General features: G+C 69.2%; 12 protein-coding genes. 8 read left to right on the top strand and 4 right to left on the bottom strand.

The window, feature by feature from the left end:
• Positions 1-79: 79 nt before the first annotated feature.
• Positions 80-2,413 (top strand): RelA/SpoT family protein, encoded by a 2,334-nt coding sequence (locus R3I40_RS05715; protein ID WP_396349485.1) that lies wholly within the window; start codon positions 80-82, stop codon positions 2,411-2,413.
• A 16-nt stretch (positions 2,414-2,429) separates the two neighbouring features.
• Here the strand turns inward: R3I40_RS05715 and R3I40_RS05710 are convergent, their stop codons facing one another.
• Positions 2,430-3,029 (bottom strand): hypothetical protein, encoded by a 600-nt coding sequence (locus R3I40_RS05710; protein WP_285262387.1) that lies wholly within the window; start codon positions 3,027-3,029, stop codon positions 2,430-2,432.
• A gap of 95 nt (positions 3,030-3,124) precedes the next feature.
• The gene (locus R3I40_RS05705) at positions 3,125-4,726 is read right to left on the bottom strand and encodes a DUF349 domain-containing protein (protein ID WP_285262386.1); all 1,602 of its coding nucleotides are present in this window, start codon (positions 4,724-4,726) and stop codon (positions 3,125-3,127) included.
• A 238-nt stretch (positions 4,727-4,964) separates the two neighbouring features.
• Here R3I40_RS05705 and R3I40_RS05700 point away from each other — a divergent pair, with 238 nt between their 5' ends.
• From R3I40_RS05700 to trxA, 3 genes are read left to right on the top strand one after another with little or no spacing between them, the layout of a single operon-like run.
• On the top strand, positions 4,965-5,702 hold the full coding sequence (locus R3I40_RS05700) for an MBL fold metallo-hydrolase (RefSeq protein WP_183374728.1): 738 nt from the start codon (positions 4,965-4,967) through the stop codon (positions 5,700-5,702).
• Between the two features lie 48 nt (positions 5,703-5,750).
• Positions 5,751-7,109: a histidine--tRNA ligase gene (gene hisS, locus R3I40_RS05695; RefSeq protein ID WP_183374726.1), complete on the top strand. Its 1,359-nt coding sequence runs from the start codon at positions 5,751-5,753 to the stop codon at positions 7,107-7,109.
• 51 nt (positions 7,110-7,160) lie between these two features.
• Positions 7,161-7,532: a thioredoxin gene (gene trxA, locus R3I40_RS05690; protein ID WP_183374724.1), complete on the top strand. Its 372-nt coding sequence runs from the start codon at positions 7,161-7,163 to the stop codon at positions 7,530-7,532.
• A gap of 64 nt (positions 7,533-7,596) precedes the next feature.
• On the opposite strand, the gene R3I40_RS05685 is transcribed toward trxA, so the two are convergent.
• Positions 7,597-8,016: a (deoxy)nucleoside triphosphate pyrophosphohydrolase gene (locus tag R3I40_RS05685; protein ID WP_285262385.1), complete on the bottom strand. Its 420-nt coding sequence runs from the start codon at positions 8,014-8,016 to the stop codon at positions 7,597-7,599.
• 74 nt (positions 8,017-8,090) lie between these two features.
• On the opposite strand from R3I40_RS05685, the gene R3I40_RS05680 reads away from it, so the two are divergent.
• Both R3I40_RS05680 and R3I40_RS05675 read left to right on the top strand, forming a co-directional pair.
• Entirely contained in the window at positions 8,091-8,954 is an 864-nt protein-coding gene (locus R3I40_RS05680) for a siderophore-interacting protein (RefSeq protein WP_285262384.1), read from the top strand.
• Positions 8,938-9,588: a DNA-3-methyladenine glycosylase I gene (locus R3I40_RS05675; RefSeq protein ID WP_285262383.1), complete on the top strand. Its 651-nt coding sequence runs from the start codon at positions 8,938-8,940 to the stop codon at positions 9,586-9,588. Before R3I40_RS05680 ends, R3I40_RS05675 begins: the two co-directional genes overlap by 17 nt.
• 59 nt (positions 9,589-9,647) lie before the next feature.
• On the opposite strand, the gene nirD is transcribed toward R3I40_RS05675, so the two are convergent.
• Positions 9,648-10,031 carry a nitrite reductase small subunit NirD gene (gene nirD / locus R3I40_RS05670; protein ID WP_285262382.1) on the bottom strand — a complete coding sequence of 128 codons (384 nt, stop codon included), beginning with the start codon at positions 10,029-10,031 and terminating at the stop codon, positions 9,648-9,650.
• A 177-nt stretch (positions 10,032-10,208) separates the two neighbouring features.
• Between nirD and nirB the strand changes: the two genes are divergently transcribed.
• Both nirB and cobA read left to right on the top strand, forming a co-directional pair.
• Positions 10,209-12,902, top strand: coding sequence for a nitrite reductase large subunit NirB (nirB, locus tag R3I40_RS05665; protein ID WP_239374649.1), 2,694 nt, complete (start codon positions 10,209-10,211; stop codon positions 12,900-12,902).
• A complete protein-coding gene (cobA, locus tag R3I40_RS05660; protein WP_285262381.1) occupies positions 12,899-13,936 on the top strand; it encodes a uroporphyrinogen-III C-methyltransferase in 1,038 nt (345 codons plus the stop codon). The genes nirB and cobA overlap by 4 nt, the downstream gene beginning before the upstream one ends.

Below are 13,936 nucleotides of genomic sequence, written 5' to 3'. Positions count from 1 at the left end.
GGTCACAAGCGCGGCGAGTGGCTGGCCGAGGCGCGCCGGACCGCTAGGATCAGGGCACAGGTCAGAAGGAGGTCGCGCTATGGCTGAGAGCACCCACCCCGATGGGCCGAGCATGCCCAGGCGGTCCCTCACGAGCCTCTTCGGCGGGAAGAAGACCCCGGACGACCCCCTGCTCGAACCGCTGATCCAAGCGATCCGCGGCCACCAGCCCAAAACCGACCTCACCCTCATCCGGCGCGCTTTCCAGGTCGCCGAGAAGGCGCACCGCGGCCAGATGCGGCGCAGCGGCGACCCGTACATCACCCACCCCGTCGCCGTCGCCACCTTCCTCGCCGAAATGGGCAGCCCGCCCGAGGTGCTTGCGGCAGCGCTCCTGCACGACACCGTGGAGGACACCGACTACTCCCTCGACGAGCTGAGGACCGACTTCGGCGAGACCATCGCCGTCATGGTGGACGGCGTCACCAAGCTCGACAAGGTCCAGTACGGCGAAGCGGCGCAGGCGGAGACGGTCCGCAAGATGATCATCGCGATGAGCCGCGATGTCCGCGTGCTGCTCATCAAACTCGCCGACCGCGTGCACAACGCCCGCACCTGGAAGTACGTGTCCGGGTCGTCCGCGGAGCGCAAGGCGAAGGAGACCCTCGAGATCTACGCGCCGCTGGCGCACCGCCTCGGCCTCAACACCATCAAGTGGGAACTGGAGGACCTCTCCTTCCAGGTGCTCTACCCGAAGGTGTACGACGAGATCGTCGCCCTGGTCGCCCGCCACGCCCCGGCCCGCGAGAAGTACCTCGGGCAGGTCACCGCCATCATCGAGGACGACCTCTCCCAGGCGAAGATCGGCGCGTCCGTCACGGGCCGTCCGAAGCACTACTACTCGATCTACCAGAAGATGATCGTGCGCGGCCGCGACTTCGCCGACATCTACGATCTGGTGGGCGTACGCGTCCTCGTGGATTCCGTGCGCGACTGCTACGGGGTCCTCGGCATCCTGCATTCGCGGTGGAACCCGATCCCGGGCCGCTTCAAGGACTACATCGCGCTGCCGAAGTTCAATCTCTACCAGTCGCTGCACACCACCGTCATCGGCCCCACCGGCAAACCCGTCGAGATCCAGATCCGCACCTGGGACATGCACCGACGCGCTGAGTACGGTGTGGCCGCGCACTGGAAGTACAAGGCGCAGATGCGCAACGAGCCGCAGGACGGACGCTCCGGCAGCACCTTGGACATCCAGGGCGGGGAGATGAACTGGCTGCGCCAGCTCCTCGAATGGCAGAAGGACACCACCGACTCCGGTGAGTTCCTCGATTCCCTGCGGTACGAGATGAACACCCAGGAGGTGTACGTCTTCACCCCGCGCGGCGACGTCATCTCCCTCCCGCAGGGTGCCACCCCCGTGGACTTCGCGTACAGCGTCCACACGGAGGTCGGGCACCGCACCATCAGCGCCCGAGTCAACGGAAAGCTCGTGTCTTTGAAGGCGGAGCTGGCCACCGGCGACGTGGTCGAAGTGTTCACCTCCAAGGCGGAGGGCGCAGGGCCCAGCCGCGACTGGCTCGCCTTCGTGAAGTCGCCGCGTGCGCGCAACAAGATCAAGCAGTGGTTCTCCAAGGAGCGCCGCGAAGAGTCACTGGACCGCGGCAAGGACGAACTGGCCAAGGAGCTGCGCAAGCAGAACCTGCCGCTGCGGCGCATGCTCACCCATGAGCTGCTGTCGCAGGTTGCGCTGGACCTCAACTACGACAGCGTGGACGCGCTCTACACCGCGATCGGTGAGAACCATGTCAGCGCAGGCGCTGTCACGGGTCGCCTCGTCCACGCCCTCGGAGGGGTCGACGGCTCCGAGGAGGACCAGGCGGAGGCGGTGCTGCCGTCGAAGGTGACTTCACGGCGACGCAGCGATGCCGCCCAGGCCGACCAGGGCGTGGTGGTCGACGGAGAATCGGACCTGTGGGTGAAGCTCGCGAAGTGCTGCGCGCCCGTGCCGGGCGACCCGATCGTCGGGTTCGTGACCCGCGGCGCCGGTGTGAGCGTGCACCACGCGGCCTGCACGAACGCGATCGACATGAACAAGCAGAACCCGGAGCGGTTCCTCAAGGTGTCATGGTCCGGCAGTGCCCGCTCCCAGTACCTGGTCCACATCAAGGTGGAGGCACTGGACCGCTCCCGCCTGCTGACCGATCTCGCGAACGTCATCAGCGACCAGCAGGCGAACATGCTGTCCGCCTCCTGCAACAGCCATCCGGACCGTCTGGCCATCGCCCACTTCTCGGTGGAGCTGGTGGACCCCGGTCACCTCAGCTTCCTGCTGGCGCAGGTGCGCCGTGTCGAGGGTGTGCTGGATGCGTATCGCGTCTCGAGCGACGGTCAGCCGATCCTCGACGCGACGGGTGCCCGCTCCCACTGACGGTCCCGTCGGCCGTTCAGAGACGCTCCAGCGCATCCAGGGAGCGCCGTGAGTTCCTGCCCGGCCCGATCTCGTGGATGCGTTCGCGCACGACGGTCTTCTGCGTCCACCCGCGTTCCAGCAGCGTTCGCAGCGCAGCGATCACACCGGGGTCGTCGGGCCCGGTGCGCAGCAGGTCAGCGGCCACGCGGCTCGGCGACATGACAGGGCAGCCCCCGATCGTGAAGATATCGGCGGGGGAGAGGGAGAACTGGTGGAGCGTCACCCCACCGCGGGTGCGGGCCCGGTGCGGCACCGCCACGGCGGGACGCTCGGGCGGCGCGCCGCCGAGGTACACCCAGGCGGCGCTCCAGTTGGCCAGCACCCACGGCCGGCGCAGGTCCGCGCCGATGCCCATCGCTGCGAGAACGGCGCGCTCCGGCAGTGACACGTCGACGTGGGCCGGCAGCAGCAGGTCTGCGCCGATGCGGTGCACGGGGACGTCGAAGCCGATCAGCTGGGTGCGGACATCACCGGCGTCCAGCAGCAGATGTCGGCTGATCGTTCGTCCGAGCTCGTACGCGTGCGGAGACCACACGGTCAGCGGTTCGGCACACGCAGAAAGATCTCCCCTCATGCCCGTCAGTATCGTCCGGTTCGGACGGCGGGGCAGGAGGGGAGATCCTTTTGTGGACAGTCAGGCGTCCACAGGGACTCGCTGAGTGCCGGTGGTCAGTTCAGCTGCTGTGCGGAGCGTTCGATGACAGCGAGCCATTCGCGACGGGCGTCGAGAGCGGCCTGCGCCTTCTCGATGCGCTTCGCATCGCCGGACGCCTTCGCCTTCTCCAGGTCCTCCTCGTAGGAGGCGATGGCGCTGTGGAGCTGGCTGGAGGCGCCTTCGACGCGTGCGCGGGTGCGCGGGTCGGTGCGGCGCCACTCGGCGTCCTCCGCCTTCTTCAGGGCATCGCGGACAGCGCGGATGCGGTCCTCGACGCGGCGCATCGCGTTGCGGGGGACACGGCCGGCGGCGTCGAAGCGCTCTTCGATGCCGCGCATCTTCTCCTTCGCGGCGTCGAGGTCGGTGATCGGCAGCAGTGCCTCCGCCTCGTCGAGGATCGCCTCCTTGACCTTGAGGTTCTCCTTCTGCTCGTCCTCGATCCTCTTGCGGTCGGCATTGCGGCGTTCGAAGAACGCATCCTGGGCGGCCTTGAACTTCGCCCATTGGGCGTCGTCCTTCTTGCGGTTGCCGCGCGGGGCGGCGCGCCACTCGTCCATCAGCTCGCGGTAGGCGCGGGCGGTGTTGCCGAAGTCCTCGGAGTCCTTCATCGCCTCGGCGCGGTCGATCAGGGCGGCCTTCACCTTCTCGGCTTCGGCGTGGTCGGCATCAAGCTGGCTGAAGTGGGCGCGGCGCTTGCGGTCGAACTCGCTGCGGGCGGCGGACAGGCGCTTCCACAGTCCGTCCTCAACGGAGCGGTCGATGGCGACATCGCCCTTCTGCATCGTCTTCCATTCGCCGACCATGCCGCGCATGGTGGCGGCGGCCTTCTTCCACGAGATGCGGTGGGAATCGGTGGCCACGAGCTCCTCGATGGACTCGACGAAGCGGGTGCGCTTCGCCGTGGCCTCATCGCGAGCCGCCTGGCGCTTCTTCTCCAGCTCCCCGATCTGCTCCTTCGCCTTCTCGCGCAGGTCGTGGGCGCGCTGGCGCAGCGCCGGGATGTCGCCGACGGTCTTCGGCTCCTTCATGTTCTTGCGCATCTGCTCGAGGATGCGGTTGAGATCGGCCTGCGTGTTGCCGTCCACCCCGAGCTTCTGCTCGACGATGTCGAGGAACGCCGCGAGGTCGAGGTAGGCGTGGGCGAACGGAGTGAGGGCCTCGTCGACGTCGGTGCCCGGTTCGACGGCGCCGATCTCACGCACCTGGGTGCCGTCCTGCACGGTGACGACGCCGTCCTCGCGGACCGTGCCGAAGGTCTTCGCTTCGGCGACCTTCGCGTCGTCGTACTCGGCGGCCACGGGGATCACCGGCACCAGGGGAGTGGACCGCTTGGCCACAGCGGCCGGGTTGGGGGCGGGCGACGACGTGGTCGCCGAGGTGAGCGCAGACGGCGCCGGCGTGGTGGGTGCCGACGGGGTCGGGGCATCGTCGCCGGCCGACGGGACCGCGCCGGTCTGCGCCGCCTCCTGGGCAGTCTTCGCGGACTGATCGATGGGCTGGTCCGCGGGCGTCACCGCACCGGCGGTCTGCTCAGCTGCGGCGGTCTCGGGGGCGGCCTCGGCGGCGGTGGGCTCGCCGGAGTTCTGCTGGGTCTCGGCGGTGCGGTCGTCGCTCACGTCGATGCTCCTTCGTACGGTGCTGCGCCCGACTGGGGGCGCGGACAGGGGCACTCGGCGGTGCCCGGGCCATGGATCCGCAGCGCGCAGTCAGCCGCCGCGGGGACGATCCCCGCACCGGGATCGCACGCGCGGGCGCGAGTGGGCCGGGACCTGCGAAAACCCTACCCCGTCGGGCTGAAGTGCGGGCAATCGTCGCGGAATCGGCCCGGGGACCGGCCTGTGCCACGATGGAGTCATGAGCAGTCCTCTCGCCGTCCGCTTCGTCGTCTCCCCGTTCCTGCAGGCCACCTGCTGCGTCCTCCACGAGGATCAGCAGGGCGGAGCCGCCCTCATCATCGACCCGGGGTTCGACGTCGCGCCGACCGTGCAGGCGTACCTGGACGCGGGGGAGCTGGAACCCGTCGGTCTCGCCGTCACCCACGGCCACCTCGACCACGTGGCCGACGCTGCCCGCCTCGCCGCCGACTGGGACGTCCCCGTGCACGTGGGCCGGGGCGACTCCTACCGGCTGGACTGCCCGATCGATCAGCTGCCGGACGCCTTCACCGGCGCCATCCGGCCGGTCTGGGAGCAGCTCGGCTGGCAGCGGCCCGCGCAGGTCCGCGAACTCGCCGAGGAGGACACGATCCAGCTCGGCGCGCACCGCCTCACCACCACGACCCTGCCCGGGCACACGGAGGGATCCACGATCATCTGCGCCGACACTCCGGTGCGGGCCGTACCCGCCGGCGGCATCACCGACGGCCTGGCCGAGCTCCACGAGCACGGCATCGCCTTCACCGGCGACATCCTGTTCCGAGGCTCCATCGGCCGCACGGATCTGCCCGGCGGCAGCAGTGACGACATGCTCGCGTCCCTGCGCCGGCTGCGGGCCCTCGCTGAGCAGCGGCGTGCGATGACGATCGTGCCGGGACACGGACCGGCCTCTGCATTCGGACGCGAACTGACCGATAATAGGTTCCTGAGCCTCTAGCCGCACGGCTGGGCGCCCCACCCGGACCACCCCAAGGAGCACACCCGCATGGCGAAGATCACGCCGCTGTCAGGATTCCCCGAATGGCTGCCCGCCGACAGGCTCGTGGAGCAGCACGTCATCGACGTGTTCCGCGAGGTGGCCGAACTGCACGGCTTCGCCAACATCGAGACCCGCGCTGTGGAGCCGATGAAGCAGCTCCTGCGCAAGGGCGAGATCGACAAGGAGGTGTACGTCGTCTCCCGCCTGCACGCGGAGGACGGTGAGGACGCCCCCGCTGCCGACGGGGAGGACCGCCGCCTCGGCCTCCACTTCGACCTGACGGTGCCGCTGGCCCGCTACGTGTTGGAGAACCAGGGCAGGCTGGAGTTCCCGTTCCGCCGCTACCAGGTGCAGAAGGTGTGGCGCGGCGAGCGCCCCCAGGACGGCCGCTTCCGCGAGTTCTACCAGGCCGATCTCGACATCATCGGCCAGAACGCGCTGCCCGCCCACATGGACGCCGATGTGGCGATCGTGATGGCGGACATCCTCCGCCGCCTCCCCCTGCCCGGCGGTTTCCGCATGGCGGTCAACAACCGCAAGCTCTCCGAAGCTGTGTTCACCGCGCTCGGCCTCACCGACACCCCTGCGGTTCTGCGCGAACTGGACAAGATCGCGAAGATCGGCCCCGAAGAGGTGCGCCGTCAGCTGATGGAGAAGGCCGGCGCCACGGGGGAGCAGGCCGACGGGTGCCTCGCCTTCGCCCAGATCCGCGCCGGCGCCGACGACCTCGCCGACAGGATTGCTGCTCTCGGACTCAGCAGCGACGACATCGACGCCGCGGTCGAGGAGCTCGCCTACGTGATCCGCACGGTCGATGCTTCGGCTCCGGGCGTGTGCGAAGCGGACCTGTCGATCGCCCGCGGACTCGACTACTACACCGGCACCGTCGTGGAGACGTTCGTGGAGGGCCATGAGGACCTCGGCTCCATCTGCTCCGGCGGCCGCTACGACACCCTCGCCGCCGATCGCCGCTTCACCTACCCGGGTGTGGGCCTGTCGATCGGCCTGTCGCGCCTGGTGTCGCGCCTGGTGACCCGCCAGGCGGCGGTGCCGACCCGCTCCGTGCCGACTGCGGTCCTCGTCATCGTGGAGAGCGAGCAGGAGCGTCTGCGCAGCACCGAGATCGCGCGCGAACTGCGCGAACGAGGCATCGCCGCGGAGGTGTCGCCGACGTCCGCGAAGTTCGGCAAGCAGATCCGCTACGCCGACCGGCGCGGCATCCCGTTCGTCTGGTTCCCGTCGGAGGACGGCGGCACCACCGGCGACGTCAAGGACATCCGCAGCGGTGAGCAGGTGCAGGCCGATGCCCGCACCTGGGAGATCCCCGCTGAGGACGCGCGAGTGCGCATCACCACCGCCGAGTGACCGCGCTCACGCACACGGAATAGCACCACACCGAAAGGGGTTGGAACCAGCATGGCTACTCTTGAGATGACCACCGAGAACCACGACGACATCGTCAAGGACGGCATCGTCCTGATCGACTTCTGGGCGGAATGGTGCGGCCCCTGCCGCCAGTTCGGCCCTGTGTTCGAGGCCGCGGCCGAGAAGCACACCGACATCACCTTCGCGAAGGTCGACACCGAGGCGCAGCAGCAGCTCGCCATGCAGTACGGCGTCACCTCCATCCCGACCCTGGTCGCCTACCGCGACGGCATCCCCGTATTCGGTCAGCCCGGCGCACTGCGCGAGAACGACCTGAACAGCCTCATCGAACAGGTCAAGGGCCTAGACATGGATGAGGTGCGCACGGCCTACGAGGAGCAGAAGGCGAAGCAGCAGGGCTGATCCGCCGCACCTGAACCACCGCACCGGGCGGGTCCACGACGATCTTCGTGGGCCCGCCCGTTCGTCATGCCGGCGCGGCGCCGCCGGAGAGGATCCGCACCGCGTCGAGATCGGCGGGCGCCCAGGCCAGGTGTGGGAGGTCCGACGGGTGCACCCACTGCATCGCATCGTGGTCCGTGGATGATGTCGGCGCATCCCCGGTCAGGGCGCAGGTGTAGACCCGCAGTTCGACGGCGCGGCGCCGGCCGGGCGTCACCGTGGCCGAGACACGGTCGCCGACGGTGATGGAGCAGCCGAGCTCCTCGCGGATCTCGCGGATCAGCGCGGCCGCGTCCGTTTCGCCGGGGTCGACCTTCCCACCGGGGAACTCCCACAGTCCGGCGTTCGCGGTGCCGGGGGCTTTGCGGGCGCACAGGAAAGCCCCGTTGCGCTGAATTGCGGCGGCGACGACGACGAGGGGCTCAGGGCGATGCGCGGCGGGCATGCAGCCGATGGTAGCTGACCGGTTTATGCAAGCTGGGACTGTCGAAAACAGGGTGCTCGCGTAGGGTGGGGCGCATGACGACTCCGAGCCCCCGCCCCGCATCCGATCCCGGCCCCCGCCCCGCGAAGAAACCGCGCCCGCAGGCCGTCCTCACCGTCCGCTCCGTCACGCCGCTCACCCCGCGACTGACCCGCGTCGTCGTGGGCGGTGACCAGATCGAACGCCTGAACCCGAATCAGCACGCGGACCGGTACGTGAAGCTCCTGCTGCCGCAGCCCGGCAGCGGCCTCACCCCGCCGTACGACATGGACGCGATCCGTGAGCAGACCCCTGAGCTGCTGCCGTCCCGGCGCACCTACACGGTGCGCCGCTGGGACCACGACGCCCAGGAGCTGTGGCTGGACGTGGTGATCCACGCCGAGCCCGGCCGCACCGGCATCGCCTCCGAATGGGCCCGCACCGCGACGCCCGGTGACCAGATCGCCATGAGCGGAGCCGGCGGCGGCTACACGCCGCGGACCGATGCACGCCAGCATCTGCTGATCGGTGATCACGCCGCCGTGCCCGCCATCGGCAGCGCCCTGGACGCCATGCCGGCCGACGCAGTCGGGCAGGTGCTCATCCACCTCGAGCATGCCGAGGACCAGCTCGACCTCGACGCTCCCGACGGGATGCGGATCCAGTGGATCATCGGGGACCGTGAGGAGCTCGTTCAGGCGGTCGAATCGCTGGAGCTGCCCCAGGAGCTCATCGCCGAGCGGGGTCTGCAGGTGTTCTGCCACCTGGAGCGCGGCGCCACGAAGCGCCTGCGCAGGTCCCTCATCAATGAGCGCGGCCTCGACCGCGAGGACGTGTCCATCTCCGCGTACTGGGCGCTCGGGCGGATCGAGGACCAGTTCCAGGCTGAGAAGAAGGAAGCCGTTGGGCAGATCTTCTGAGACCGTCGGTCCCGTCGGCGCAGGCCCCGGCCTCGTAGTGGGGGCCGACGGGTGCGCCCGACCGCCCTGGGCGACGGCGAACGAGATGCTGCGCGACTACTACGACACCGAATGGGGCATGCCGGTGCGCACCGAACAGGGAGTGTTCGAGCGTCTCAGCCTCGAAGGGTTCCAAGCGGGGCTCAGCTGGGCGACGATCCTCACCAAGCGCGCCGCGTTCCGCCGCGCCTTCCACGACTTCGATGTCGACCGCGTCGCCCAGATGGGGGAGGAGGACATCCAGCGCCTGCTCAGCGACGCCGCCATCATCCGGCACCGCGGCAAGATCGCCGCGACGGTGACGAACGCGCGGATCGCCCAGCGCATGCGCACAGAAGGAACCGACATCGCCGAGCACATCTGGTCGTTCCAGCCGGCGCTCACCTACGCACCGCGCACCCTCGCTGAGATCCCCACGCAGGATGAGACGTCACGGGCGCTGTCCCGCGACCTGAAGGGACGGGGGTTCCGGTTCGTCGGCCCCACCACCATGTTCGCGCTGATGGAAGCGATCGGACTGGTCGACACCCACCTCGTCGGCTCGCACCGACGCGGCGCGTCGGGGCTCTTCGGGGCCGACGGATCCCGCCGCTGAGCCGGCGCCGCTGCTGACGAACGAACCGCCCGAGCCCGGAGCTGCCGGGCGGGGCTCGGTCAGCGCTGCGGCAGCTCCCGTCGGACAGCCTCGGTAGCGGAGGACAGATCCACCTCCACGACGCCGTCGCGGACGCGGGAGTCGTACACGGACAGGCGGAAGTTCGGCGAGGTGTAGCACTCGCCGGTCTCCAGATCGTAGGACTCCTTGTAGAGCGGGCTCGCGATCGTGGGTCGGCGCTCACCGCCCACCTCGTGGTCGCCGACGATGCCGCGCGACATCACGCCCTGGTGCGTGCGCGGATCGATGTTCGAGGTGATGTGCACCTGGCCGTCCCAGGCGAGGAACACGGCGAGCTGTTCGGTGCCGAATAGCGCTGCCTCGCCCCAGTTCTTCTCCAACTGGTCAAGCCGGCACACCTCACGCCACTGATCGTCGGTCATGGAACACTCCTTCAGCTCAGGTGCTGTTTCCACCATTGTTGTGCCCGGGCGGCTGGGCTGCGGGGACACTGGTCCTCCCACCCGTCGAATCGACCCGAACAGGACGCTCGTCCTGGTGACCCGCAGATCTTCAGGGTAGCGTCGGCGATGAACAGACCTCTGGGAAAGGGCCAGTCGATGACCACTGACACTCTCGCGCACAGCACGAACGAACCGGCGGTCGAGCACGTCGTCGTGGTGGGCGGCGGACCCGCCGCACACCGCTTCACCGAGACGATGCGCCGCCGCGACACCGAGGATCGCTTCAAGGTCACCGTCATCTCCGAAGAGGCCCTGGCGCCCTACGACCGCGTCAACCTCGCCAAGCGCTGGGACCGCTCCTACGACCTCACCCTCGGCGACCCCACCCTGTGGGAGGACGAGCACGTCGGCCTCGTCCTCGGCGACCGCGTCAACTCCATCGACACCGAGCTGCGGCAGGTCCGGACCCGCTCCGGCACCATCTACGGCTACGACCACCTCGTCATGGCCACCGGCTCCAATGCCTTCACCCCGCCGATCTCCGGCTGGGACACCAAGGGCGTGTTCGTGTACCGCACCGTCGACGACGTCGACCAGATGGCGGACTGCGTGCAGGGCATGCAGTCCGACGAGAACCGCACCGGCTCCGCCGTCGTCCTCGGCGGTGGCCTTCTCGGTCTCGAAGCAGCCGGTGGTCTCGCCGCCGAAGGGTACGACGTCCACCTCGTCGAACTCGCCGACTGGCTGATGCCCGCCCAGCTCGACGAAGGCGGCGGCCGACTGCTCAACCGCCTCATCGAACAGCGCGGCATCACCCTCCACATGGGCGTCTCCCTCGACTCCATCGAGAAGCGGATCTCCTCGCGGAAGCCGTCGGCCTCCGAAGCCGACGCGCTGGCGAGCGCCGCCTCCAACGTGCGTGCCGTTCGACTCTCCGACGGCTCCGAGATCCCTGCGGATCTGGTCTGCCTCGCCGTCGGCATCCGCCCCCGCGATGAGCTCGCGAAGGTCGGCGGCTTCGAGATCGGGCCGCGCGGCGGCATCATGGTCGGGCAGGACTGCGCCACCTCCATCGACCGGGTGTGGGCGATCGGTGAAGTGGCCGCTGTGGAGGGCCGCTGCTACGGCCTGGTCGCCCCCGCCAACACGATGGCGGAAGTGGTCGTCGACCGCCTCCTCGGCGGAAAGGCCGTGTTCGGCGAACCCGACTCCTCCACCAAGCTGAAGCTCTCCGGCATCGACGTCGCCAGCTTCGGCGATGCCAAGAGCACCCAGAAGAACACCTTGGACGTCGTCTTCGCCGACCCCACGCAGGGGATCTACCAGAAGCTCATCCTGTCCTCCGATGTGCGGGTCCTGCTCGGTGGCATCCTCGTCGGCAACGCAGAGAACTACTCGACCCTGCGCGCCTACATCGGCCGCGAGCTGCCGGGGGACCCGTCGGCCTACCTCGCCGCCGGCGGCGGTGAGCTGCCCGACACCGGCGACATCCCCGATGAGGTCGTGGTCTGCTCGTGCAACAACGTCACCTCCGGCACCATCAAGTGCGCCGTCAACGGCGAGGGGGACTTCGAGACCCCCGCCCGCGACATCGCCACCCTGAAGGCCTGCACGAACGCCGGCACCCAGTGCGGCTCCTGCGTGCCGCTCATGCAGAAGATCCTCGCCGCGCAGCTCGCGAAGGCCGGCATCGCCGTGTCCACCGCGCTGTGCGAGCACTTCGACTACTCGCGCTCCGAGCTGTACGCGAAGATCCGGGAGAATGACCTCAGCACGTTCGACGAGGTCATCGCGGAATACGGCACCGGTCACGGCTGTGACGTCTGCAAGCCGACCGTCGCCTCCATCCTCGCCTCCCAGCGGGACCGCTACATCCTCGACCGAGGGCTCGGCGAGCTGCAGGACACCAACGACCGATTCATCGGCAATATGCAGAAGGACGGCACCTACTCCGTGGTGCCGCGCGTGCCCGGCGGTGAGATCACCCCGGAGCGTCTGCGCGTCATCGCGGAGGTCGCCGCCGACTTCAACCTGTACACGAAGATCACCGGCGCGCAGCGCATCGGCCTGTTCGGCGCCCGCCTCGAACAGCTGCCCCATATCTGGCAGCGGCTCGTGGACGCCGGGATGGAGTCCGGCCAGGCGTACGGCAAGTCCCTGCGCACGGTGAAGAGCTGCGTGGGCTCCACCTGGTGCCGCTTCGGCCAGCAGGACTCCGTGTCCATGGCGATCCTCCTGGAGGAGCGCTACAAGGGCCTGCGCTCCCCGCACAAGTTCAAGCTCGGCGTGTCCGGCTGCGCCCGCGAATGTGCGGAGGCCCGTGGGAAGGACATCGGCGTGATCGCCACCGATAAGGGCTGGAACCTGTACGTCGGCGGCAACGGCGGCTTCTCGCCCCGCCACGCCGAACTGCTCGCCTCCGACGTCGACGACGACACCCTCGTCTCCCTCGTGGACCGCTTCCTCGGCTACTACATCCGCTCCGCGGAGAAGCTGCAGCGCACCGCTGCGTGGATCGACTCGATGGACGGCGGCATCGACCACGTCCACGCCGTCGTCGTCGAGGACTCCCTCGGCATCGCCGACGAACTGGAGAAGGAGATGCAGGAGTTCGTGGACGGCCACGAGGACGAATGGGTCGCCACCCTGAAGGACCCCCAGAAGCTCGCCCGTTTCCGCTCCTTCATCAACGCCCCCGAGGCCGCCGACCCGCTGTTCGCCCGCGTCCCCGAACGCGACCAGAACCGCCCCGCCACCCTGGAGGAGCGGGAATCGGTCCTCATCTCCGGCCCCGAGATCGCGTTCCGCGGACCGCGCGGCGAAGCCATCGGCTCCGGGCGCACAGTGTGAGGCCCACCGCGTTCCACCTCGAGCGCAGCTGGCAGGGGCGGACCGTCGATCAGGAGACGGCGGGCCGCCCCCTCAGCTGGCAGGCTGCGCAGGCGTTCGCCGCTGAGGGCGCCCACGTCATCCTCGACACGGATGAGCCCCAGCGGCGCGCGCAGCGCTTCGACGCCCTCGCCCGTGAACAGGGGCTGCAGGACACCGTGCTGCAGTGGGCGGCGCGCGATTTCGGCACCATCACCATCCGCGAAGAAGCGCCGCGCAGCGGCGAACCGATGGGGGAGGGGCCGACGCCCGCCGCACCAGGCAGTGCCGCGCTCGTCGGCAGCGGGCCCGGCGATCCGGAGCTGCTCACGCTGGCCGCCATGCGCGCCATCGCGGAGGCCGACGTCATCTTCGCCGACCGTCTCGGTGCCGCCGGCGACTGCCTCCGGCTCGCCCCCGGGTCCCTCATCGTGGATGTGGGGAAGAAGCCCGGGCACCATTCGATGATCCAGGAGCTCATCAACGACCAGATGACGGTCTTCGCCCGTGCCGGCGCCCGTGTGGTCCGGCTGAAGGGCGGCGATCCGTTCATCTTCGGCCGCGGATCCGAGGAATGGCAGCACCTGGCAGAGAACGGCATCCGTGTGGATGTGATCCCCGGCATCACCAGCGCTCTGGCGGTGCCCGCGAGGGCGGGCATCCCCGCCACCCACCGCGGCATCACCCGCGCGGTGACGATCATCTCCGGCCACGAAGCGATCGACGGCGCAGAAGCCGCAGCGCTCGTGCGGCTGGGCGGCTCCGTCATGATCCTCATGGGCATGGGCACCCTGCCGCTCACCCAGCGAGCCCTGCTGGAGGCCGGACTGGATCCTGTCACGCCCGCCTCCGTCATCCACCGGGGATTCCATGGTGATGAGGCGCGCTGCCACAGCACCCTCGCCGCTGTTGCGCAGGACGCCGCCGACGCCGGCCTGACGAGCCCGTCGATCATCGTGATCGGTGAGGTGGCGGGACTGCACACCACCACCGCGGACATCACCGACGGCCTCTGA

The organism is Helcobacillus massiliensis (genome assembly GCF_033106145.1).
Classification (GTDB): Bacteria; Actinomycetota; Actinomycetes; order Actinomycetales; family Dermabacteraceae; genus Helcobacillus; species Helcobacillus massiliensis.
The sequence above is the reverse complement of the archived record's forward strand: the minus strand, read 5'-3'. Positions and strand labels throughout refer to the sequence as shown.

Coding starts and splice junctions, on each gene's coding strand:
- R3I40_RS05715 (WP_396349485.1), top strand. CDS start 80: ATGGCTGAGAGCACCCACCCCGATGGGCCGAGCATGCCCAGGCGGTCC.
- R3I40_RS05710 (WP_285262387.1), bottom strand. CDS start 3,029: ATGAGGGGAGATCTTTCTGCGTGTGCCGAACCGCTGACCGTGTGGTCT.
- R3I40_RS05700 (WP_183374728.1), top strand. CDS start 4,965: ATGAGCAGTCCTCTCGCCGTCCGCTTCGTCGTCTCCCCGTTCCTGCAG.
- hisS (WP_183374726.1), top strand. CDS start 5,751: ATGGCGAAGATCACGCCGCTGTCAGGATTCCCCGAATGGCTGCCCGCC.
- trxA (WP_183374724.1), top strand. CDS start 7,161: ATGGCTACTCTTGAGATGACCACCGAGAACCACGACGACATCGTCAAG.
- R3I40_RS05685 (WP_285262385.1), bottom strand. CDS start 8,016: ATGCCCGCCGCGCATCGCCCTGAGCCCCTCGTCGTCGTCGCCGCCGCA.
- R3I40_RS05680 (WP_285262384.1), top strand. CDS start 8,091: ATGACGACTCCGAGCCCCCGCCCCGCATCCGATCCCGGCCCCCGCCCC.
- nirD (WP_285262382.1), bottom strand. CDS start 10,031: ATGACCGACGATCAGTGGCGTGAGGTGTGCCGGCTTGACCAGTTGGAG.
- nirB (WP_239374649.1), top strand. CDS start 10,209: ATGACCACTGACACTCTCGCGCACAGCACGAACGAACCGGCGGTCGAG.